Source organism: bacterium (assembly GCA_026416715.1).
In the GTDB taxonomy this organism is placed as follows: Bacteria; UBP4; UBA4092; order JAOAEQ01; family JAOAEQ01; genus JAOAEQ01.
Genome location: JAOAEQ010000018.1, coordinates 1 through 23,300 on the forward strand (window position 1 = coordinate 1; position 23,300 = coordinate 23,300).

Annotated in this window: 15 protein-coding genes and 1 tRNA gene; 3 read left to right on the forward strand and 13 right to left on the reverse strand. The window is 40.0% G+C overall.

Annotation, left to right across the window (positions count from 1 at the left end):
* Positions 1–352, forward strand: a 352-nt coding sequence (locus N3A72_08385) for a hypothetical protein (protein ID MCX7919605.1), incomplete at its 5' end; no start/stop codon positions are given.
* A 146-nt stretch (positions 353–498) separates the two neighbouring features.
* On the opposite strand, the gene N3A72_08390 is transcribed toward N3A72_08385, so the two are convergent.
* From N3A72_08390 to N3A72_08400, 3 genes are all read right to left on the reverse strand, one after another.
* Positions 499–2,319: a tetratricopeptide repeat protein gene (locus N3A72_08390; GenBank protein MCX7919606.1), complete on the reverse strand. Its 1,821-nt coding sequence runs from the start codon at positions 2,317–2,319 to the stop codon at positions 499–501.
* A complete protein-coding gene (locus tag N3A72_08395; protein ID MCX7919607.1) occupies positions 2,297–3,934 on the reverse strand; it encodes a glycosyltransferase family 39 protein in 1,638 nt (545 codons plus the stop codon). The genes N3A72_08390 and N3A72_08395 overlap by 23 nt, the downstream gene beginning before the upstream one ends.
* A gap of 179 nt (positions 3,935–4,113) precedes the next feature.
* A tRNA-Phe gene (locus N3A72_08400) sits at positions 4,114–4,189 on the reverse strand.
* A 368-nt stretch (positions 4,190–4,557) separates the two neighbouring features.
* On the opposite strand from N3A72_08400, the gene N3A72_08405 reads away from it, so the two are divergent.
* Positions 4,558–5,577: a flippase-like domain-containing protein gene (locus N3A72_08405; GenBank protein ID MCX7919608.1), complete on the forward strand. Its 1,020-nt coding sequence runs from the start codon at positions 4,558–4,560 to the stop codon at positions 5,575–5,577.
* Positions 5,578–5,795: 218 nt separating this feature from the next.
* Entirely contained in the window at positions 5,796–7,484 is a 1,689-nt protein-coding gene (locus N3A72_08410) for a glycosyltransferase family 39 protein (protein ID MCX7919609.1), read from the forward strand.
* A gap of 606 nt (positions 7,485–8,090) precedes the next feature.
* Here the strand turns inward: N3A72_08410 and secA are convergent.
* The 10 genes from secA to tig form a co-directional block, all read right to left on the reverse strand.
* On the reverse strand, positions 8,091–11,231 hold the full coding sequence (secA, locus tag N3A72_08415; GenBank protein ID MCX7919610.1) for a preprotein translocase subunit SecA: 3,141 nt from the start codon (positions 11,229–11,231) through the stop codon (positions 8,091–8,093).
* A 139-nt stretch (positions 11,232–11,370) separates the two neighbouring features.
* Entirely contained in the window at positions 11,371–12,612 is a 1,242-nt protein-coding gene (gene tyrS, locus N3A72_08420) for a tyrosine--tRNA ligase (protein MCX7919611.1), read from the reverse strand.
* Positions 12,613–12,939: 327 nt separating this feature from the next.
* Entirely contained in the window at positions 12,940–14,406 is a 1,467-nt protein-coding gene (gene pyk, locus N3A72_08425) for a pyruvate kinase (protein MCX7919612.1), read from the reverse strand.
* A 48-nt stretch (positions 14,407–14,454) separates the two neighbouring features.
* Entirely contained in the window at positions 14,455–15,504 is a 1,050-nt protein-coding gene (locus N3A72_08430) for a radical SAM protein (GenBank protein ID MCX7919613.1), read from the reverse strand.
* 85 nt (positions 15,505–15,589) lie between these two features.
* On the reverse strand, positions 15,590–16,756 hold the full coding sequence (locus N3A72_08435; protein MCX7919614.1) for a DUF362 domain-containing protein: 1,167 nt from the start codon (positions 16,754–16,756) through the stop codon (positions 15,590–15,592).
* Positions 16,757–16,822: 66 nt separating this feature from the next.
* On the reverse strand, positions 16,823–18,034 hold the full coding sequence (speY, locus tag N3A72_08440; GenBank protein ID MCX7919615.1) for a deoxyhypusine synthase: 1,212 nt from the start codon (positions 18,032–18,034) through the stop codon (positions 16,823–16,825).
* 65 nt (positions 18,035–18,099) lie between these two features.
* A complete protein-coding gene (locus N3A72_08445) occupies positions 18,100–19,218 on the reverse strand; it encodes a type III PLP-dependent enzyme (GenBank protein MCX7919616.1) in 1,119 nt (372 codons plus the stop codon).
* Positions 19,219–19,446: 228 nt separating this feature from the next.
* Positions 19,447–20,760 (reverse strand): ATP-dependent Clp protease ATP-binding subunit ClpX, encoded by a 1,314-nt coding sequence (clpX, locus tag N3A72_08450; GenBank protein MCX7919617.1) that lies wholly within the window; start codon positions 20,758–20,760, stop codon positions 19,447–19,449.
* A 51-nt stretch (positions 20,761–20,811) separates the two neighbouring features.
* Entirely contained in the window at positions 20,812–21,396 is a 585-nt protein-coding gene (clpP, locus tag N3A72_08455; protein MCX7919618.1) for an ATP-dependent Clp endopeptidase proteolytic subunit ClpP, read from the reverse strand.
* Positions 21,397–21,512: 116 nt separating this feature from the next.
* On the reverse strand, positions 21,513–22,826 hold the full coding sequence (gene tig, locus N3A72_08460; protein MCX7919619.1) for a trigger factor: 1,314 nt from the start codon (positions 22,824–22,826) through the stop codon (positions 21,513–21,515).
* Between the last annotated feature and the right edge of the window lie 474 nt (positions 22,827–23,300).

Here is a 23,300-nt window from a genome sequence, read left to right on the forward strand (position 1 = left end):
GTATAAGAGACAGATCCTACTCGGTTTATTATTGACCAAATTAGAAAATGAATTTGCTTCCGGTACGGTTGCCTACCATAATCTTCAGGCATTGAACCTAGCGGAAGCAGGTATTGAAAAAGCAATATTTGAACTGACACGAACGAACGGCGTTTATTCAGGCGAAAAGAATACCCAATTAGGTAATGGTTTCTTCTCGGTTACGGTTAAACCGACGCAAAATGGATTCCTCATAACTGCTATGGGGAAAACACGTTCTGCGGCGAAATACTCCGGACATAGAGTTATCTCTGTTCAAGTCCAGCGGCAGTCAGCTAATCACTGGAAAGTTCTTTCCTGGGAAGAAAACTAGTTTGTTATTTTTTTATTGCAATGTAACGAATCAAACTTCTCAAGCGGTGTAGATTGCAAGAATACTTCTCTTATCAGAGAAAGAACTCTATGAACTGCAAAGCGAAATTAGAACTTTCACATTCTCCATTGTTAAGTGAATGGTTTTTAATCTGACTGATGAACGAGATTTTGGATATCGCTAAGTAACTTTTTTGCTGGTAGAAAATCCGGTTGGATTTGCAGAGTAATAGCAGCTTCTTTAGCTGCTTCAGTGAATTTATTCTGTTCAAACAACGAGACCGCTAACCCAAAATGCGCAATCGCCCGAGTTGAATCTAATGAAATCGACCGACGATAAATCGTTTCTGCTCGGGTGAACTCACCTGCTTTTATCAATGAGATACCGAAATTATTTAGCGCACCGATATTATCCGGTTCAGCGAGAAGCAGTTTTTCATAAATCGGGATAGCTTCACTTGGTTTTCCGACCTGGTCAAGCGCTATACCCAGGTGATAATAGGTTAGGGTGTGGTGCGGAGCATATTTGATTGACTGTTCATAGTACGGAATTGCTTTTTCTGGTAGATTACGATTCAAAAAGTATTTTCCGAGTTCATAATATGCTAATCCTTTTTCTAAAGAAGTTTTATCTAAGATTATTTCAACGAACCGAGCGTGTTGCGGGAAATAATCAAGGGTTAAATATGCTAAATTATCAATAAAAGGAATTGGACTGATAATATTTAAACTCCACGGATTATATACGCCGATGAATGAAATTAATATTGACCAGACCAAACAGAGAACCCCAATAATTTTTTTTACGCGACGAATAATTTCGTTTGCATTCAATCCTACAAAATAAAGTAATAGCGGAATTGAAGTAATAATCCAGCGAAGACCGTAGCTTGTTCCGCCGAAATCGCTAATCTGAATTGCGTATGCTGTTAAAGTGCCGAAAAATATGGTTAAACTCGATAACCGTAGATAATTGAAAAATGTATCGTTAATCCAATATTTTTTTATAAATACTTTAAGGCAATCGGCAATGCCAAAAAGCAATATTGGCGAAAATAGTAATATCCCGCGATAGCCGAACAGCATGTGCCAATACTGACCTGCGATAGTTTTACCAAATAAACGTTTCTTACCGATTTCGGAAACCAAAACTGAACCGGGGTATTGATAATATTCCGTATGTAGATATGCGGGAACGAGATCGCCGGTCAATGCGTAATTCACCGTAAAATGTGTTAGTAAAGGAATACCAATCCCTAAACCAAAATAGAGATAATCCTGCACTCGATGATTCCGCCAAAAATAAATCAAACTAAACGAAATTAACACTAATCCGCCAGCAGGTAAATCCAGCGTGAAAGTCATTGCGGAAAAGAATCCGAGCCAGAACGTTCGCCAATGAGAATGCTGTACCTGAACATATGATTGTATCAGTAAATAAAGCGATAGCGTCGCTGTTCCTGCCGCTGCCAGATGGTTGGTCAAGGTTCCACTAAACGGTAACATAAGTGTTCCAAGCCAAGCTGATAGGAATAAAACGAGACGAAGATTGAAGGTTATCCCTTGCTGTTCAAATAATTTGTTTAATAGAAAACAGGTTATTCCTAGAGGAACAACGGATAAAAAAAAGGTTAGCCAATAATAGATGAGTTTAAAATGTTCTGTTAAATTCAAATGCAATATATGGTAGAAAATAAAATATATTCCGCTACCGAGAATGGCTAACATCGGCGGTTTATCCGAGTATGTTTTACCATCAATTTTGATAATATCAACAGCTAATGGAAGAATCGATTTATCGATGCATAACGAATGTTGTTCAACGATACTCTGGATTGTTGCGATTCGAGAAGCATCATGCGGCGAGCCGATACCAGCTTTGATGAACAGCATACCAACGACAAGTGGAAGAAGTAACGTTGCTATTGAGAAAATATAATCAGTCTTATTTTGTAGTTTTGATATCATAAATGAAAATCGAATAACTAACACGGTCGCTCGGTTCGTAATTTCGTAACCAAGCGAATTTATTCGGTTCATCAAGTTCAATTCCAAACAGATGATTTACACTTATTCCCATGCGTCCTGGCTGCGGGTTTGTCGGTAACGGTAGTGATTCGATTCCATAGATTTGCGGCGGAACCGGTCCGAAACAGGATAAATGCATTTCTTTGATTTGGTTTTTATCGAGGTAACGTTTTAATCGCAGCATATCCTGACCCCAATCAAGATTCGAATCGAGTAGATATTTATACCCTTGCGACGGCCCGCCGATTAGCTCGTTGAAATATGCTAAAAAATTCGGTGCAATCCATAAACTGGAAACGAAATACCACGCTGCAAGAGTTCCTACGATAAGTTTTTTCTTCGGGATTTGAAGTGTAATCGCTTGCCCAGCGAGTATCGCAAAAAATGGATATACTGGAAGAATAAAGCGAAGTCCGATATTTTTCGTTGAGCTGATTGAGAATGCTAAGAATACGATAATCGGTGGCAAAATCAATAACCAATCGGTTCGTTTCAATTTCGTTCGCTGAAAATAGGAATAGCAACCGAGAACTAAGCAAATGAGAAAAGGAATTGGATTCTTGATTACGAATGCGACGAGATAGTAATACCACCAGCCGTGCGATGAGAGAACTCCATGGAGATAATTCCGATACATTCCCGTTTCCGCAATTTGCCTATCTAATCCTGATAGATAGAAATAGGGTAATGGTATCGGTAACCAAGTAGGTAACACCGATTTCAAGAATTGCAATAGTGGATGCTGAAATTGATATGAATACAACGGAGTTCCTGTCAGTTGAAAACAATAGACTAAATTGATTATCAGGATACTCATAAGAATTATGACCATTGCCATTAGCACGATTTTTTTGCAATAGATGAACACATTATCATGCACGATTTGTTTATGATGCAACCGATGGTGAAGACAGAAAAGGATTATACCTATGAGTATAATTGGGTATAGGAATAAACTGGTAAACTTAGCGCATTGGGCAAGTCCGAGCGTAACCCCGACTTTTGCCGCATTGATCCAACTTGGGATTTCGTAAAACTTCTTAAAAAAATATACGGTGGCGAAAAAAAATACGGTTAACCCGAAATCAGTCGTCGCTAATGTTGCATGTGCTAAAATGTTCGGGTTTAAAAGCAGGAAAAATAATGCGGTTACTCCAACCTCGATTCCAAACTCTTTTTTCGTCCATTGCCAAACTAGATAAACGAGCGGAATTATCAGCAGAAAAACAAATATCCGAGATAACTTTATGTATCCAAAATATCGGTCGGCATTATCAGTCATAAACCGCATGCCGTAATGAACATAATCTATTTGTTCAAATCCGGGTTCCAGATACAGTTTCGGTGAAACGAATAATAACGGTACTGCTAGCCACATCCGGATTAACGGCGGGTTTGCCGGACTCATATTAAACTTTCCGGTTCGTAATTGCGCTAATCCACCAGGAACATGGTCGAATTCATCTGTGGTAACCGAATTCGCAATAATACTTAAACTTGCTAGAATAGTGATTAGAATAAATAAAAATATGATGAACCAAAAATGATGATGCATATATGAATTCGTTCCGTTCCATGATTAATTATAATGGATTCTATAGACATTACGCAAAAGAGCAGCGTAGCCTCATGAAGAATTGAAGATAACCCAGCAGCCAAAACTCAATCCGAGAAAAGTAAAAAAGGTTAGAAATAGAAAAACCAAGAAGCAAGAAACATGGTCGTAGGTAATGGTGGTGCCGAGACCCAGAATCGAACTGGGGACGCCAGGATTTTCAGTCCTGCGCTCTACCAACTGAGCTATCTCGGCACAAAGATTGGTAAGGAAAACAGTTGATTTGCATAAATAATATACCCTTCAAAGCATATCCTTGTCAAGAAAAACGTAATCGCAAAAAACCTCTTTAGGGAGTTGTTCCCGAGAGCTAATAAAACTAAATGACAATATCCAACAATTGAAATTAAAACTCGGTTATTCATTTTTTGAATTTGATATTTACGATTACTTGCTTGGTATCGTCGTTCAGGTCTTCAATAAACCTCATTTCTTGCTCGAACTATAGTATTCGTGGTATTTTTATTTGCCACAAATAGAAATTTTCCGAATGATACCGAATGATGTATCGAGCGAATAATCTGTTATGTCATTTGCTATCATTCTTTATTTTTTCATTTACTATGAAAGATAAAAAACTCTGGATCGGATTGATTATCAGCGTTCTTTGCATTATATATTTTATTAAAGGAATAAACTGGCGGGAAGCCTGGCAGATTATGCGTACTGCTCAATATATCTGGCTTATTCCCGCAACAGTTGTTTTTCTATTCAGTTTCTGGCTTCGGGCAGTACGCTGGCAGATATTTATTGACCCGGTCAAACATCTACCGGTTAAACGGCTTCTTCCATCATTAATGATTGGATTTATGGGAAACAGCGTTCTGCCGGCTAGGTTAGGCGAACTCATTCGCCCGTATGTACTCGGCAAAAAAGAAAAATTAAGCATTTCCGCCGCTTTAGCTACCGTAGTTATCGAACGAATATTCGATGGCATCTGTATGTTGTTTCTCTTAGCTATCGTTCTTTTATTCTTCGCCCCTACTATTAGCTCGAGCACTGATTCTTTTATCAGTCTGCCGAAAATTCAAGCGATAAGTTATACTTTCCTGGCGGTTAATATCGCGATTTTATTCTTCTTGTATCTCTTAAAGAAATATCCAGAAAAACTCGTTGCTCTATTTACAAAGCTATTTGGATTTCTCCCAGAGCATTGGTTAGAAAAACTTACGCATCTACTTTATTCATTCGTTGACGGACTGCATATTTTGCATCAACCGAAACAGATTATTCTCGCATCGTTCTATTCATTAGCGGTTTGGCTGACTGTAGCGCTCGAAATTCTATTCGTCCAATATGCGTTCGGGCTTGGTTCTCTTTCATGGTCAGCACCGATTTTTGTTATGATTATCATCGCTATCGGAGTTATGCTACCTTCCGCGCCGGGATATGTCGGCCCGTATCATGCAGCATGCCGTAGCGCATTAGTTCTACTTGGTGTAGATGTTAATATCGCAGTCGGGTTCGCAGTTATTTTGCATGCAAGTCAGGTTATTCCGATTATCGCTATTGGGTTCTACTATCTGTGGCGGGAAGGACTTTCGTTAAGCGAAGTATCGAATTCAGTAACGAGCACCAGATAATGTCAAATATCTAAACTCAAATACTAAATCAATCTCCAATATTGCACAGTTCAAATATAACAACGATATGGAGTAACATATCATTTGGCATTGGTGATTTGACTTTTATTTGAGATAGGGATTTTTGACATTTGTCATGAAATAGTCTATCGATGCTTAAAACTTCTCCTACCTTAATGATCTTTATCTTTCTTACGGTTTGGATAACCTTTACTGCAATGACAATACCGGACTACGGCATAACTTGGGACGAACCACTCTATTTTCGGGCAGCGAAATCGTATACCGATTGGTTCGGATTAATTTTCTCCGGAGATTGGCAGACGGCATTGAACTCCAAAACCATTGACACGTATTGGCAACATAACTCCCAGCATCCGCCGTTAACGAAACTTCTCGCCGGATTAACCTATACCATAACCAAGCATTGGCTAGATGACGTTATCGCATTTCGGTTAGCGGAACTTTTTTGGTATCTCACATTACTTCTCGTAGTTTATCATGTAGCTCAATCTTTTTATGGGAAGAACGTCGCTTGGGTAGCAATGCTGGCAACCGCAGTTATGCCGCGACTTTTTGCTGATGCCCATCTCCTCGAACTCGATTTACCGCTCGCAACTATCTGGCTGTGTACAGTCTACGCTTTCTACCGAGGGATTGATAATAATAAGTATTACGTATTAAAAACTAAGAACCACAGAAGGTTATTTGGATTTCGGATTTCGGATTTCGGATTTAATCGCCCCGTGATTTGGAGTCTAATTTGTGGTTTGGGATTTGGTTTTGCATTGTTAACCAAAGTTATAGCAGTGTTTGTTATCATTCCGCTATTCGTCTGGGCGCAGATATTCCATCGGAATAAATATACTAACAACCTTTTTTGTATGTTCACGATTGGACCAATTATTTTTATCTTGTTCTGGCCTTGGTTATGGAATAATACATTCATCCGCATACTCGATTATTTTGCGTTTTTCTTCCTGATGGAAAGTCCGCTTAAAACATTCTATCTCGGACATGCTTACGCGAGTACTCCGTGGCATTATCCGCTGGTATTAACCCTGACAACAGTTCCTATAGGAATCCTTCTACTCGCATTATATGGAATTTTAAGAAGTTTTGTTTCCCATTGTTATCCTGCCTTCAAAGGGATAACGGTATTTCCCCGTTGCTTGATGTCATTTCTACGAGGGAAAAATCCTAACATTAAATATATCGTCTTTCAACACCATGCATTCAATACATTATTATTGTTCAACATCGGATTTTTTCTTATTTTTTTCGCTCTTCCCGGAACGCTGGTCATAGATGGCGTTCGCTATTTTCTACCGATATTCCCGATGCTCGCGATATTCGCTGGACAAGGTTTTGCTGAAATCCGAAGTAAGATGTTAGCGAGTAAAACAAACATTGCAAAACTTACCTTTCAATTCATAAATCTTATTATTGTTGTTATTGTGTTCTTGTTACCTCTCGTATCAATAGCAACCTATCATCCATATCAACTCTCGTATTTCAACGAGTTAGTTGGTGGTCTGAAAGGAGCAACGAAATTAGGGTTTGAAACCACTTATTGGGGCGAAGTAATAACCCAGAAAGAAATCGATTGGTTGAATAGGAATCTGCCGTTTCAAGCGAAAGTGAAAATTCTGCCGGTATATCCGGCGAACCATGCGCCAGTCGCAGCATTATCCTTCTATCCAGATGTAGTAGTTTATTATCAGCAGCGGGGAATTATCCGGTCGGATATAAACTTTTTCGCCGATCCGCCGTATGACTATTTCATTTTAATCTCACGTCAAGGACTATTTACTCCATTCGATTGGCGATTATATCAGGAAGAACAACCTACCTATCGAACGGAACTTTTTGGAGTTCAGTTATTGGGAATATATAAGTTAAATTGAATTCTTAAAGTATAAGTTTATATATTTTATGTAATCATTATAATATCAGAGAGACCAAGCCATAAATGGCTGAACTAGAATCAATCATCCCTTTGGGATTAACAAAAAGCAATTTCGACACCGCAGAGAGCGCAGAGAGAGTGCCGAGGTTCTTCTTGGTTAAACTAAACTAATTTTTTCTCCGTAAGTTCAGCGAACGCTTCAGTGAATAAACTCGGGTTGATGTTGGTTAGCCCTGATAAGGGCGATTGGAATTAGCCCAGCATGCAATGTTGGGAAACCGGAGGGAGACAAACAATGGAGTCTCGCTAGGGACGGCTGAATCCAAGATCATCATTATATCTTTTTATATTTTATTAGCTTAATTCTGAAAGAGAACCGGAGCAAAACCAGTGTGCCTTAAACCCACACTGGTTCTACTCCACGCCCATTGTGCTTTCAATTAGATTCACAAGCGAACGCGAGAGGTATCGTTGACAGAGCTTAAGTGTAGTCTTCTTGATACATTCACTTTGCGGTTGTATAACTGGCGGGATGGAGAAAATAATTTTATCCAAGGAAGTGTGAATCAAAGAAGGTGATAGCAAGTTTATGCAATCAATTTGTTTAGGTGAGGATAGCCGCACCGCAGCATTTTTTGTATTTTTTCCCGCTGCCGCAGGGACAAGGATCATTTCGGCCGATTTTTTTCGATTGTACCGGTTGCGGTTTCGCTGGTTTCGGTTGCCCTGGAATTGGTTGTCTACCGAAAGGAATTCTTTGCGGTTGCGTTGTTCGTTGTGGTTGCGTTGCGGTTTGTTCTGGCGTTGCCATCAGAATCGGTTGAACGCGAAAAATTAACGATAGAATATCGGTTTTAATATTATCAATCATCTGCATAAATAGGTTATGCGCTTCCTTCTTATACGCAATCAACGGTTCATTTTCAACCGTTGCACCATACGCACGAAGTCCAATTCCTTCCTTAACCATATCCATTGCCAGCAAATGGTCGCGCCATTTCGAATCTACTGTCTGAAGAACAACCATCTTTTCAATAAACCGGAATTCTTCACCAAATAATTTTTCCCGTTCATCATATACCTTCCGGAAAATGGTTGATAGCTGGTCAAAAATCTGTCCTTGGGTAATAGTTTTCGGGTCAATAATCGGAACCGGAATACTCGTTGGAACAAACGATTGATACCAATTAAATAAACTTTTTAAATCCCAATCTTCCGGATGAGTTTTGTCATTTGCATATTCATCGAGTTTATTTTGGATAAGTTCATCCGCTATCGCAATGATTAACTGTTTCAGGGTTATCCCACTTGGTGTATCGGTCATTTCTTCTGCTACTGGAGCTGAAGGTTGATAATCTGGAATAAGAATTTCGATAATCCAATCTTCGATATTCGTTCCGTGCAATAGCGCACGACGCAATTCATACACTACTTCTCGCTGTTTGTTCATGATATCATCATATTCAAGCAGTCGTTTCCGGATACTGAAATTATGTTCTTCAACTCGTTTCTGTGCTGTAGCGATAGCTTTCGTTACCCAAGGATGCGTTATAACTTCTCCTTCTTCAACGCCGAGTTTATCCATCCACGCAACCAGTTTATCAGAACCAAACAATCGCATTAAATCATCTTCGAGCGAGAGATAGAACTTACTCGACCCAGGATCACCTTGCCGACCTGACCGACCACGAAGCTGTCTATCAATCCGCATGGCTTCATGCCGTTCTGTCCCGATAATATGTAGTCCGCAAGGTACGTCTTCTAAACATTCAACCAGTTTCCGTTCTTTCTTATCCGGACAGGTTGCACAGCCTTGTTCTGCTTCATGTTCACATAAGATACAGCAAGTAGATGGGCATTTAACGACTCCAGAACCAAGTTTGATATCCGTTCCCCGTCCAGCCATATTGGTTGCAATGGTAATCGCTCCAGCTTGACCAGCTTTAGCGATAATTTCCGCTTCTTTTTCGTGATATTTCGCATTCAGGATAGAATAATTTTTTATCCCTTTTCGGCTTAACATTCGCCCGATGGTTTCGGATACTTCAACAGATATCGTTCCAACCAGAACCGGCTGACCAGCTTTATGGTATCGCTCAATTTCATCGATAACCGCATTATATTTTTCTCGTTTGGTCTTATATACCGCATCGTCATAATCAATCCGACGTACCGGTTCGTTCGTCGGAATACTCACCACATCAAGTTTATATACATCCCAAAACTCACCAGCACTGGTTACTGCCGTTCCAGTCATACCCGCAACTTTCTGATACATTCGAAAATAGTTTTGAATCGTTATCGTTGCGAGCGTTTGTGTTTCCCGTTCAATGCGCACACCTTCTTTCGCTTCTAACGCTTCGTGTAATCCGTCACTGAACCGCCGTCCGGGCATCAATCGCCCAGTAAACTCATCGACAATAACCACTTTGCCATCTGCAACAACATATTCTACATCTTTTTCATAGAGGGAATACGCTTTGAGCAACTGACTAATATTCTGCAACCGTTCGCTTTTTTCAATGAACGCTTGTTCAATCGCCTGTTTTTTAGCCAATTTCTCTAACTCGGATAACCCTTCTTCCGCATCGATTTTCCGCCGTTGTTCTTCGATATCTGGTAAGACGAAGAAATCTGGGTCGTGCGGCGATAACGCGGTTCTTCCTTTTTCAGTCAAATCAACCACATGGGTCTTTTCATCTATACTGAAAAATAATTCTTCATCCAATTCATGGAGTTTTTTATCCCGCGTGTAATCTAATTCAACTCGTTCAATGTGACGAAGTACCCCTTTTTCCTTTTCAAGTTTCATCAACCGTTTATGTTTCGGCGCACCTCGACGTACCTGAAGAAATTTTATTCCTGCTTCGTATTCTTTGCCTTCTTCTAACAGTTTTTCCGCTTCGGATAACAGTCGGTTAACCAAAAGTGTCTGATTCCTAACCAACCGTTCAACCAGCGGTTTCATTTCATCAAATTTATGCGTCGAATGTTCTACCGGACCGGAAATAATCAACGGCGTTCGTGCTTCGTCAATCAAGATACTATCAACCTCGTCAACAATAACATAGTTATATTCACGTTGCACTAAATCCTCAAGCCGAATTGCCATATTATCTCGGAGATAATCGAATCCAAACTCGGTATTTGTTCCATACGTTATATCCGCTAGATACGCTTCTTTCCGTGGAACCACCTGCAGTTCTTCGCCAGACCCGAGCTGAGTCGTTCTCCCCTTTGGATTCGGTGAGTATAAGAACGATTTATCATGGTTAACCACACCTACCTTCAATCCAAGAAAATGATATATTGGTCCCATCCATTCAGCGTCACGACGTGCTAAATAGTCGTTAACGGTTACCAGATGACATCCTTTCCCTTCTAATGCATTTAAATATAACGGTAGTGTAGCTACTAACGTTTTCCCTTCACCGGTAGCCATTTCAGCAATTTTCCCCTGATGAAGAACAATTCCACCCATAAGCTGGACATCAAAATGCCGAAGTTTAATGGTTCGTTTTGCTGTTTCTCGAACGACCGCAAACGCTTCCGGCAGAATATCATCAAGCGTTTCTCCGTCAGCAAGTCGGTGTTTGAATTCATCGGTTTTCCGACGGAGCGCTTCGTCAGATAGCGCTGCGATACTTTGCTCCAACTCATTGATTTGCTCAACGATTGGTTCGAGCATTTTAATATCGCGTTCTTGTTTACTCGGGAGTATTTTTCTTAAGATGTTACCAAACATATAACTCAGGAAAAATAAAGGATAGCTAAGTGAATCTAATCTCAGATGAATCTTTAACCCTATAGAAATAATACATAATGGGTTTAATGACTATATCACACAACGATATATTTGAATTTTAAAGTACCTTTTTCCCTTGCTATGCTTCTTGTTTCAATTTGAGTTCGAGACGATAGAACTTCCGTCCAACGTGGAATAGATAGGTTTTCCCTACCATAAGTTCAAGATTAACATCGGTTACTTTCAACCCGTCAAGTTCGACCGCATTCTGTTGGATTAACCGCCTGGCATCACTATTACTTTTTGCGATACTTGCTTGCGCTAAAGCTTTAATAATCCAAATTTTCTCCTGTTCACAAAAAATAGTTACAACCGGAACTTGTTCTGGCGTCTGTTTATCCCGAAAAATTCGGTCAAACTCTTCTGCGGCAACTTCTGCCGTTGTTCTATCATAGAAAAATGTAACTATTATCTTTGCTAACTCTGCCTTAACCTGTCGTGGATGGAGAGAACCGTCTTTCAAACCAGATTCGATTTTAGTTAATTCCGATTTCGGAACATCGGTTAATAATTCATAGTATTTCAGCATTAAATTATCCGGAATGCTCATAAGTTTCCCGAACATTTCTTGTGGTGGTTCACTAATTCCAATATAATTCCCCAAACTTTTGCTCATCTTCTGAACTCCATCGGTTCCTTCAATTAACGGCAGAGTTAAAATAACTTGCGGTTCTTGTCCATATTCTCGCTGCAAATCCCGACCAACGAGCAGGTTGAACTTCTGGTCAGTTCCGCCGATTTCAATATCGGCTTGAATGGCAACTGAATCATATCCTTGCATTAACGGATATAAAAATTCATGAATTGAAATTGCATCTCCGTTTCTATATCGTTTTTCGAAATCGTCCCGTTCAAGCATTCGGGCAACCGTATATTTAGCGGCAATCGCGATAACATCTTCAAAATGTAATGGGGATAACCATTCGCTGTTATATACTACGTTCGTTTTTTTCGGGTCAAGGATTTTAAACACCTGGTCTTGATAAGTTTTTGCATTGATTGCGATTTGCTCTCGAGATAACGGTTTGCGAGTTTCGGATTTTCCGGTCGGGTCGCCAATCATTGCCGTGAAATCGCCAATGATAAAGGTTACCTGATGCCCTAAGTCCTGAAATTGCCGTAGTTTCCGTAACGGTACCGTATGGCCGAGATGTAGGTCGGGTGCAGATGGATCAGCGCCAAGCTTAATATTAAGCGGTTTTCCTGTTTTCTCGGATTTCTCAAGTTTGCGGATTAAATCTTCTTTGGGAATAATTTCTACCGCACCACGTTCAATGATAGCTAATGCTCGTTGAATATTGTCAGATAAATGTTTTAGCAAAAGTTGGCCTCTCCTTTCTCGATAACGCAAGAACTGAATAATCAATCCTTATTCGGTAAACGAATACTTAAGTGGTATATCAGTTCTTAGGTTTGTTCCGTTAAAGCATTAAAAATCTTATCACGTTACGCGTATGCTTGTAAACTCAGTTCATAGCGATATTCTTTTACCTTGAAATACTAAAAGAATATCTCTGCCGATAATGCTCAAACATTAAACATTGCGGTTTTTGAAAAAGAAGTTCACCCTAAAACCAGAATGGATAACCATACCGTTACCGACTGAACGGAGAAGAATTTTGGAATTTCGTTATTTCTTCTTGAGTAATTACACGGTAAGTATACGTATTAGGTTGGTCGTTCCCGGTTTACGAAGTGGAATTCCAGCGGTGATGATAATGGTATTACCCGATTTCGCTAATCCTAACGACTGGACTAACTGTTCTGCTTTCGCGAACACAGCATCGGTATCCGGTAGATTCTCGCAGAAATACGCGTTGACTCCCCAAACTAATCCTAACCGATATAAAGTTTTCCGATTCGGCGTGAGCGCGATAATTGGACAGGTCGGTCGGAATCGAGCGATTAACCGTGCGGTACTTCCGGATTCGGTTGGCGTAACTATCGCAGCCGCCTGTAACTGGTTCGCTAGATTAAATACCGCAGAGCTAACCGATTCGGCTACTTCCCATTCAACTTTTTTATATTCGAGTTGTCCCGTTCTTTGATTCTTCAATTTTTCAGCTAAACTCATTCCCTGGCATTCGGCTATATCCGGCATTATGGTAGTTAATGATTTTTCGGTTCGTTGAGCGATTTCCGCCATTGTTCGCACGCATTCTACTGGATATTCTCCGACTGCAGTTTCCCCAGATAACATTACTGCATCAGTTCCATCAAGGATAGCATTAGCGATATCCGTCACTTCCGCTCGGGTAGGTCGCGGTTTATGCACCATGGATTCGAGCATCTGCGTTGCGGTGATAACCGGTTTTGCTCGCATATTACATTTTTGAATTATTGTTTTCTGGATTATCGGTACTTCTTGAAATGGCATCTCGATACCTAAATCGCCTCGAGCAACCATAATCCCATCAGCTATCTCCAGGATACTATCTATATTTTTCACCGCGTTCGGCTTCTCAATTTTTGCGATGATCGGAACATCAGCATTTTGTGCAAGAATCAAATCTTTTAATTGCTTAATATCTTCAATAGATTGAACAAATGATAAAGCGATATAATCAACTTGATGCTGGATAGCGAAGGATAAATCCGATTTATCTTTCTCAGTTATCGCAGGAATGGATATGGTATCACTAACAACTGATAAACCTTTATTGGATGAAAGTATCCCACCGTGAATAACCTTACAATGAATTTCAGTTTTGGTAACCTTCGTAACTTCTAGTTCAATATTCCCATCGTCAAGAAGAATTCGATCGTTAATGTGGATATATTCCGGGAGGGTAGGGTACGAAATGCTAACCCGATTTCTGTCACCTTCGATTCGTTCAGAGGTTAAAATAAAACTGGCGCCAGAGTTAAGTTCAACTGGTGTATGAATCTTCCCAATACGAAGTTTCGGCCCGCAAAGGTCAGCGATGATCGGTATCGGTATATCGAGTTCTTGAGCAATCTGACGGATACTCTGTAACCGAGATAAATGCTCCGCTTGAGTTCCGTGCGAGAAATTCAATCGAGCGACATTCATACCAGATTGAATCATCTGACGGAGAATATCTCGTTTCTCAGATGCAGGGCCGATAGTGCAAACAATCTTAGTTCGTTTCATAAACCACTCATTAAACGGATTACACCAGGATTTCGCAGATGAACAGAATCATTTTTTCAAATAATTTTGTAAAACCTGAACAACCGATTGGAAATCAAGTCCAGACTGGAGATTCAATTCGCTAATCGTAATATTATAACAATGCAAGCAGTAATCTACCTTCGCTAAATGGTCGAACGCAGATTTAAATCCGTCTTTAACCGCATTTTTAACCGGCATCGTTCCAACCAGTTGATAGCAGGGATAAACATCACCGTTACACTCGATATAGGCGAAATATTTTCCAGCATAGCATGGAATTAACGGTTCACTTTTATATTTCGGTAAATCTTCTGGATACAACCTTTCTTTGGTGTAACTTTTCCAATGGAGCGCTTGCAAAAAATTTTTATCAGAATAAAAAATTGGATATCCTTTTTTCTTATATTCAAGAATGTTACGAATTGCTTCGCGATATTTTTGTTCCGATTCTTTGGGAAGCGAAATTCGTTTTCCATCACTGGTTATTTTCGCTACGGCAATATTAAACGCAATAAAAATTCCTAACTGTTTAACTAGTTCTATTACTTCATCTAGATCGTTTAAGTTCTCATCCATCAAAGTATAGAAGATTAAGGTTCGAAGCCCAGCATTTTTAGTGACATCAATTGCATGGAGAACCTGTTTGAAATTTCCTCGTCCACGGATATAATCATGTGTTTGTTCCGCTCCGTCGATGCTTAATATAACGATATCAACTTTCCCTTTAACTTGGTCAATCTTCCGTTCGAGTAATACTCCATTGGTACATAAACTCTGTTCTATTCCCTTTTGATGGATATAGTCAATGATATCGCCGATATCTTTCCGCATTAACGGTTCGCCACCTTCAATCGTTATTCGACGGGTTCCGATCGATTTCAATTCATCTATGATTGTAAATACCTGGTCAGTAGTCAACTCATCTTTCTGGGTTATTCCATATGCACCATAACAATGGATACACCGCAGATTGCATTTACCGGTAATCGCCCAGTTCACAATTAACGGAATCCGTTTCCGCATTGTTTTCGCAGCAATAAGTTTAATTCCGTGCCCAATTTTTTTCGTGAGTGCCATAACTGTTATTTCAAATTGTGATACGTAAATGGTGTATTTGACGGATTTACGACCAAGCTGTGATTACGATCTGGATTGAATATAGTTATTGTAAAACTTTGCTAGAGATTTTATAGAGCATTGATTTTCGCAGTTCGATACTACGATGGGGGCAAAATTCATGGCAGCAATAGCAGCGGATACATTTATCATAATCAATTACCGCTTTACCCTCAACTAAGGTAATAGCATTAACCGGACAACCTTGTTCGCATATACCGCAGCCTATACATACTTTTTTTACAATAACCGGTTTCACTGAAAACGCAGTTTTAAATAATGGTTTAACCATCCGTTGAATTACACCGGAAAGAATTAATCCATCACCTGCTCCGACTGTTTTTGGCATTTTGAAATTCGTTACCTTAACTTCGGAGAGTGAAACCCCATGGAGTTCGACGGTATCCAAATTTAATAAATTGCGGGATATTGCTTCTTGAATCGTAGGTAACCTCCGACAATCTATACCAATAACATCACAGAATACTGCATCAACCGCATGCGGGTTTCGCGAAGCGATAATTACCCCAACTTCTTTCGGGTCGCCGGAACCAGGTCCATCCCCTTCCATACACGTTATTGCGTCTAGAAATGCGAGTTGCGGTTTAACACAGTCGCAGATATCAACTAGCATAGTAGCAAATCGATCGAGCGATTGCAGTTTCGCATGGTATCCGGCTTTTTCGAATCCGGGAATAAGACCGAACATATTTTTCACCGCCCCGGTGATATACGTAAATCCGTGGGTTTTCCCTTTTGCAACGGAAATCAGAACATCAGCATCAAGCGCTGGTTTCATTGCATTAAACTGCTTGATAAGTTTACCATCTTTATATGACACTGCAACGATGCTCGTATCATAATTTAACTCTGCCCCAATTTCGTTAGCTACATCGAGTATACCACATTTGGAATATACCTGTTTCAACGCCGATTCTCGATACGGGACACCTGCATTCGGACTATCGCCAATAACAACCTTGGCGCCATAGTCTTTCAATGTCTTTGCTAACGCATAAACAAACGATGGATGGGTAGTAACGGCTTCTTCCGGTCTTGCAGCACGGAGAAGATTTAATTTTAAGAACACGCGCGTATCTTTTTGAATGATATCACCTATTCCACCAAGTTCTTCAATACTTTCTTGCACCGCACGTAGCACGTTCTGCCGCTCGTAATTCTTACATTGTATCAACGAAACAATATTGTGCATAAAGAGAAGCTAGAGGTTAGCTATATCGTTTCTGCCACTGATGACATTTGACTTCTTATCGCTAACTCAGATACCCCAAATATTTTTTGCTTGTTCAATAATTTCACGGCCTAACTGTTTATTATGCGCAAAATATTCGCGCACCAATTTCCGCATATAATCCTGCCGTTTAAAATAGAGTTTTCGTAACGGCCGTTTTTTATGGTTCGCTAATGCATAGTAAGTAAAGATGGGCAAGGCAACGGTTGCATCGAGATAACAAACTACTGCATCAGGTAATCGGTTCGGATCAACTTTGCCCCACGAAACCGCTTCATGCGGAGTCGCTCCGGATAATCCGCCGGTGTCAGGACGAGCATCAGTGATTTGAAAAAAGTAGTCCTGACCGACTTCTTTAATCCGGAGAACTTCCTGGATTTGCGGTTCAGTTTGCAACATAAAATTTTTCGGGCTCCCCCCGCCAATAAGGACAACCCCAGACTTGCCACCTGACCGTTTCGCTTCTAAAACAAACGAGGTCGTTTCATTAACATCTATTGACGGATTAATTCGGAGTTTATTCCCTTGTAATTCGACACCCGCGATATTCATTCCAATGGTCGAATCGCCCGGTGAACTCGTATATATCGGCACACCAGCGCGATATGCGGCCGCTAAAACAGAAACATCATTATTCCCACTTTTCCGTTCCCATTCCGCTGCATATCGTCCGAGCAAATAATAAAACTCTGCGGTACCCATTTCTTTTTGAAACTCCGGTTGAACCAGAATCGAACGGAGAATTTCATCCGTTTGCATCAAACAATCAGTATATCCTAGGAGAACATCATAAATCCGAACTACATCATTTTTCCGCAGATCGGCATCATCAACCAAATGCGAGCCGACATGTAATGGTAGATTAAATGCAAAATGGAGATCGTGATACATATTTGCGCCTGTCGAAACAATCCAGTCAACAAAACCCGCTTTAATCAACGGAATAATACAACTACACCCGAGCCCAGCTGGGGTTAATGCACCGGCTAAACTCATCCCAATCGTTACGTCCGGTTCTAACATTTTCTCAACGAAAAGTCTGCATCCCTCACGAAGTCGTGCCGCGTTATACGCGAGAAAAGTTTCATCAATTAACCTATTCAATTTCTCTTTTCCGGTTATCCCTTTTGGCATAATCCGTTTTCCAGAAAGATATATCTTCTTTCTCGGGCATTTTTTTTCTCTAAGCCAATCCGGTAACTCCGATAAATCTTCACGTAACCGATGGTCTCGTTTCATTGGTTCTACCTCCTAATAAAAATAACTTAAAAACGAAAGGACGTTCTGTCATCCATCCGTTTGTTTTAATCTACGACGATTACTTTTGCTTTCGGGATACTATTAAATTCAGTAGCGCTAGCTATAGAATAGGCGCCGATATTCTCAACATAGACAATATCATTAAACTCTAGTTCCGGTAAATCTTCACTTAGAGAAATAATATCAAACGAATCACAGGTCGGTCCGGCGAGCGTTGAAATTTGCGGATGCCCCCGTCGTAACACTTTATATTGATATTTACAATGGTCATACACGATACCCGATAATGCGCCGTATACGCCATCATCTAAATAATACCAATGTTTATTCGCGCGAATCGATTTCCCGATAACTCGCATAATCAGCGTTCCGGAAGAACCGACTAAAATCCTGCCGGGTTCCGCAATGATTTGCACCGACGAATCAAAAAGTCGATCTAATTCTTTATTCAACCGTGGCGCCATTTGGTTAAATAAATCTTTCTCGTTATCAAAGTGTCGAATCGGAAATCCGCCGCCGATATCCACAATTTCTAAGGGAATCTGTTTCAGTCGTGCATCTCGGATAATAATCGAGCTCATTTCAAATGCTTCAATATAATTTTCAATGTGAGTACATTGCGAGCCAACATGGAAACTTACCCCTGTCGGTTTCAACCCCAGTTTATGCGCTTTAATTAATAGCGGAATCGCATCCGCAGGTTCAACGCCGAATTTAACTGATAGTTCGACAATAGAACCAACGTTCGGAACCTTAATCCGCACTAACACTTTCGCTCCAGGACAATATTGCGCGATTTTTAATAATTCATATTCCGAATCGAACGTCATTAGAGTAATTCCTTTTGATTTCGCATAGATTAACGCTTCCGGTCGTTTGACGGTATTAGCGAAAATCAATCGAGTAGGGGAAACTCCCGCAGCAAGAACCGATTCCATTTCCGCCTGCGAAGCGACATCAAAGCCAAGGTTTGCTCGAGCAAAAAACCGGATGATTTCCGGATGCGAATTTGCTTTTACGGCATAATAGGGTTGAACCCGGGGGAGCAACATTCGAAATCGATTCACTTCTTTGCGCAAACGCGAACGGTTAATAACAAACAATGGCGTACCGTATTTTTTCGCTAAGGTAGCTATTTGGGGTTTCGAACGGCTTATACTCAATTTGGTTACGTCTCTCCTTCTTTAAAGATTATACCAAATATTGACAAGAGCGTGGCTGCGGGTAATGTTCTATTCTCGATATTATATGGTATTGCTTTAAGCCTACAACTTACTGACGTAAGATGATTATATATAGAATATCGTATCATATACTTTTATTTTCGTAAAGATACAAAACCGTTTTTAAGAAGAGAGGAATAACTATTGAGGAAATAGGAGCGTAACCTATTACGCTAGTTCGGCGGAGCTAGTTCGAGTAGGATGGAAAACTAGAATCGGTGATTTTTTCTTCCGAACAACCTCTTCGGTAATAATACATTCCTTAATATCTTCGCGGGAAGGTAGTTCGAACATTATATCTAACATAACTTCTTCTAGAATCGCCCGTAACCCACGTGCTCCTGATCCGCGTTTAATCGCTTCTTTTGCGGTTGCATGCAATGCATCTTCGGTAAAGGTAAGCTTCACATTTTCCAGCTCAAATATTTTGGTATATTGTTTGATTAATGAGTTTTTAGGATAGGTTAAAACTTTTACTAGATCATCTTCATTTAACTCATGCACTACCGTTACTACCGGTAATCTGCCGATAAATTCCGGTATTAACCCGAATTTCAATAAATCTTCCGGCTGAACCGCAGACAATAGTTCACCCATTTTTTTCTCTTGTTTTGGTTTAACTGGTGCAACAAATCCGATGCGGCTGGTATTCAATCGTGCTTCAATAATTTTATCTAATCCTACAAACGCGCCGCCGCAAATAAATAAAATATCAGCGGTATTCATTCGGATGTATTCCTGTTGCGGATGCTTACGTCCACCTTGCGGTGGAACATTCGCAATCGTTCCTTCGATAATTTTCAATAACGCTTGTTGAACCCCTTCACCCGAGACATCGCGGGTTATCGAGACATTCTCCGTCTTTTTAGCTATCTTATCAATTTCATCAATATAGACAATCCCTTTTTCCGCTTTTGCGACATCGTAATTGGCTACTTGCAATAGGCGCAGAAGAATATTCTCGACATCTTCACCAACATATCCCGCTTCAGTTAAGGTAGTGGCATCTGCTATCGTAAACGGAACATGAAGAATTCGAGCTAACGTTTGCGCTAACAAAGTTTTACCGCTACCTGTGGGTCCAATAAGGAGGATATTACTTTTCTGAATCTCTATACCGTCAGCATTATTTTTCTGTTGAATACGATTGTAGTGGTTATACACAGCAACCGCCATCGCTTTTTTCGCTCGCTCCTGCCCAATAACATATTCATCTAGCACCGCTTTAATTTCCATCGGTTTGGGAACCGGAAAAGTTTCTGGCGATATCGATAGTGTTTTCTTATCAGAAGAAACAATAGCCTGGTCGAGCTGAAATTCAAAATCGCCGGTTTTACTTAATATCGTCGTACAGGCAAGAATACATTCATCACAGATGAATACATTTGGGACATATGGTTGAGTTCCACCTGCAATGAGACGACGCACCTTATCCTGTGGTCTACCGCAAAAAGAACATTTTGCTTGATGAGAATTATTCATACCCTATTAAACTTAAATCGATTTTGCAATCTTGGAGATAGTTAGAGAACTTTATTTTCTTTTTTCAATTACGTCATCAATTATTCCATATTCTTTCGCTTGTAATGCCGACATAAAGAAATCACGGTCAGTATCTTTTTGAATCTTTTCAAGCGGTTGTCCTGTATGTTTAACCAGAATTTCATTTACTCGCTCGCGAATCCGTAAAATTTCTTTCGTCTGAATATCGATATCAGTAGCTTGTCCTTGAACACCACCCATCGGTTGATGAATTAACACTCGGGCATGCGGTAAAGAAAACCGTTTCCCTTTAGTTCCAGCCGCAAGGAGTAATGCTGCCATTGACGCTGCTTGTCCCATACAGGTGGTAGAAATTTGAGGTTTCACAAACTGCATCGTATCGTAGATTGCTAGTCCAGCGGTAACTGAACCACCAGGACTATTGATATAGATATTAATATCTTTCTCCGGGTCTTCCGATTCAAGAAAAAGTAATTGGGCGATAACCAAATTTGCTACTTCATCGTCAATCGGCGTACCAATAAAAATAATCCGCTCTTTTAATAAACGGGAATAAATATCATACGCTCGTTCTCCCCGCGTAGATTGTTCAACTACAATGGGAACTAATGCCATAGGTTTCTCCTTGCAAAAAAATCCCAAATCCCTAATTCATTGTTTTTAATAAATGTAATGTGATTTCTCTAAGGTGATCTCATATTCTATCGTTGTTCTTTCATATATCCATTCGCCTACTTCGGTAAAACTATCCTCGACCCAGCTAGTTCAACCTGAGCATGGTCAATGAGAAATTGCAGAACCTTGTCTTCGCGAAGTTGGTCACGCAACCCGTCAATCCGTTTTTCATTGATTAGATATTCTTTATATTTAGCTGGTTCGATTTGGTTGTAGTTGGCAATATGGTTAATTTCCGCTTCAATTTCTTCATCGCTGACTGTTATCTTTTCAAGGTCAGCTATCGCTTCAAGAATGAATGATGCCTTGACCTGTTTTTTAGCTATTTCGATGCTTTCTTCTTTAGCTTTTTCAACAGTCGTTCCTAACGATTCGTAACTTAACCCTGCTTGACGCAATCGTAACGATTGTCGACCTAGCAGATATTTGCTATATCGGTCAACCATAGAAGCTGGTAGCTCCATCGAAACTGATTGGACTAACTGGTCAATTATCTGTTGTTTCATTTTATGCAGTTGTTCCGCTTCTTTTTTATTTTTTAAATCGAGTTCGATTTTCTCTTTTAACTCTGCTAAACTATTATAGTTACCTACATCTTTCGCAAATTCATCATCAAGTGGCGGTAATTGTTTTCGCTTGATCTCACGGAGGGTAATAGTAAACACTGCGGTTTTACCCGCGAGTGCTTGGTTATGATGGTCTGTCGGATAGGTTACCGTCGCCGTGGTTACCGTTCCTGCCGGCTGATTAACTAAAACCGATTCGAATTCGGGAAACACTTCTTGTTTTCCCAGCTCAAAAAAATATCCTTTGGCACTGCTCCCGTTGAACTTCTTCTTATCAATAGTCCCTTCAAAATCGATGATCAGAAAATCGCCAGGTTGCGCATTGCGATCGATAACCGGAATGAATTCTGCGTGTTGCTCCTGCAACTGTGATAAAACTTTATCCACTTCTTCTTCAGTAACTACCACTACTTCTTTTTTTACAGTCAACCCTTTATAGTTAGTCACTTCAAATTCCGGTCTAACTTCAACGAGAATAGTTATCTGCACTGGATTATTCGGACTATCTTGTATTTCGGTTACCGTTGGTGAACTAATTAAAGATAAATTTGCATCTTTAATCGCTTGCTCAACAGCGGTTGGTATTAGCTCTTCAACTGCTTGCTGACGAATGCGTTTTCCAAACCGAGTTTCCAGTATTTTTCGGGGAACGTGCCCAACTCGAAATCCCGGAACTTGAACAGATTTAGCCACTTCTTTATATACCGACTCAATCTTTGGGGTTAGTTCTTCCCCTGGAATTTCTATCTGTATCGATTTTTTACATTCTCCTAGGTTTTCAATCTTTAAAATTTTAACTTCCATGACAACAATAATCTCCTTTTTATCAAGTATTCAACGGGCACTCGAGTGGACATATTTGATGAATCTGATAGTTATATATATATTTTACCTGAAAATAGATACCATAATCAAATCACAGTTGAACTTTATCTGTGGTTGCAAACCGGTTAGGCTTAGTTGTGAAACTGTCAGCGGAAGTTTTCGGTGATAAACGGAGTTTTTTGTTAAAGTATTTGTTAAATGTTCGATTCGGTAAATCTCAACAATGCTTGGTAAATCTTGGAATAAGGTGAATGTGTAAGTTTGTCTGAGATAAAATCTGCTTCTCGTCAACTTATGAAAAAATAACATCCGGATAAGTGTCCAACGGAAGAGAAAAAAATGTTGATAAAATCATCCGAAAACTTAATGAAACATATCCTATCATCTTTTAGTTACCCATACGTGCGGAACACCATCCTATTCTGTTAACTCCAGAAAAGAGAAATGATGCGA

Excerpts from the sequence above, each read along its gene's own strand:
- N3A72_08390 (MCX7919606.1), bottom strand. The coding sequence starts at position 2,319 with ATGATATCAAAACTACAAAATAAGACTGATTATATTTTCTCAATAGCA.
- N3A72_08395 (MCX7919607.1), bottom strand. The coding sequence starts at position 3,934 with ATGCATCATCATTTTTGGTTCATCATATTTTTATTTATTCTAATCACT.
- N3A72_08405 (MCX7919608.1), top strand. The coding sequence starts at position 4,558 with ATGAAAGATAAAAAACTCTGGATCGGATTGATTATCAGCGTTCTTTGC.
- N3A72_08410 (MCX7919609.1), top strand. The coding sequence starts at position 5,796 with ATGACAATACCGGACTACGGCATAACTTGGGACGAACCACTCTATTTT.
- secA (MCX7919610.1), bottom strand. The coding sequence starts at position 11,231 with ATGTTTGGTAACATCTTAAGAAAAATACTCCCGAGTAAACAAGAACGC.
- pyk (MCX7919612.1), bottom strand. The coding sequence starts at position 14,406 with ATGAAACGAACTAAGATTGTTTGCACTATCGGCCCTGCATCTGAGAAA.
- N3A72_08430 (MCX7919613.1), bottom strand. The coding sequence starts at position 15,504 with ATGGCACTCACGAAAAAAATTGGGCACGGAATTAAACTTATTGCTGCG.
- N3A72_08435 (MCX7919614.1), bottom strand. The coding sequence starts at position 16,756 with ATGCACAATATTGTTTCGTTGATACAATGTAAGAATTACGAGCGGCAG.
- speY (MCX7919615.1), bottom strand. The coding sequence starts at position 18,034 with ATGAAACGAGACCATCGGTTACGTGAAGATTTATCGGAGTTACCGGAT.
- clpX (MCX7919617.1), bottom strand. The coding sequence starts at position 20,760 with ATGAATAATTCTCATCAAGCAAAATGTTCTTTTTGCGGTAGACCACAG.
- clpP (MCX7919618.1), bottom strand. The coding sequence starts at position 21,396 with ATGGCATTAGTTCCCATTGTAGTTGAACAATCTACGCGGGGAGAACGA.
- tig (MCX7919619.1), bottom strand. The coding sequence starts at position 22,826 with ATGGAAGTTAAAATTTTAAAGATTGAAAACCTAGGAGAATGTAAAAAA.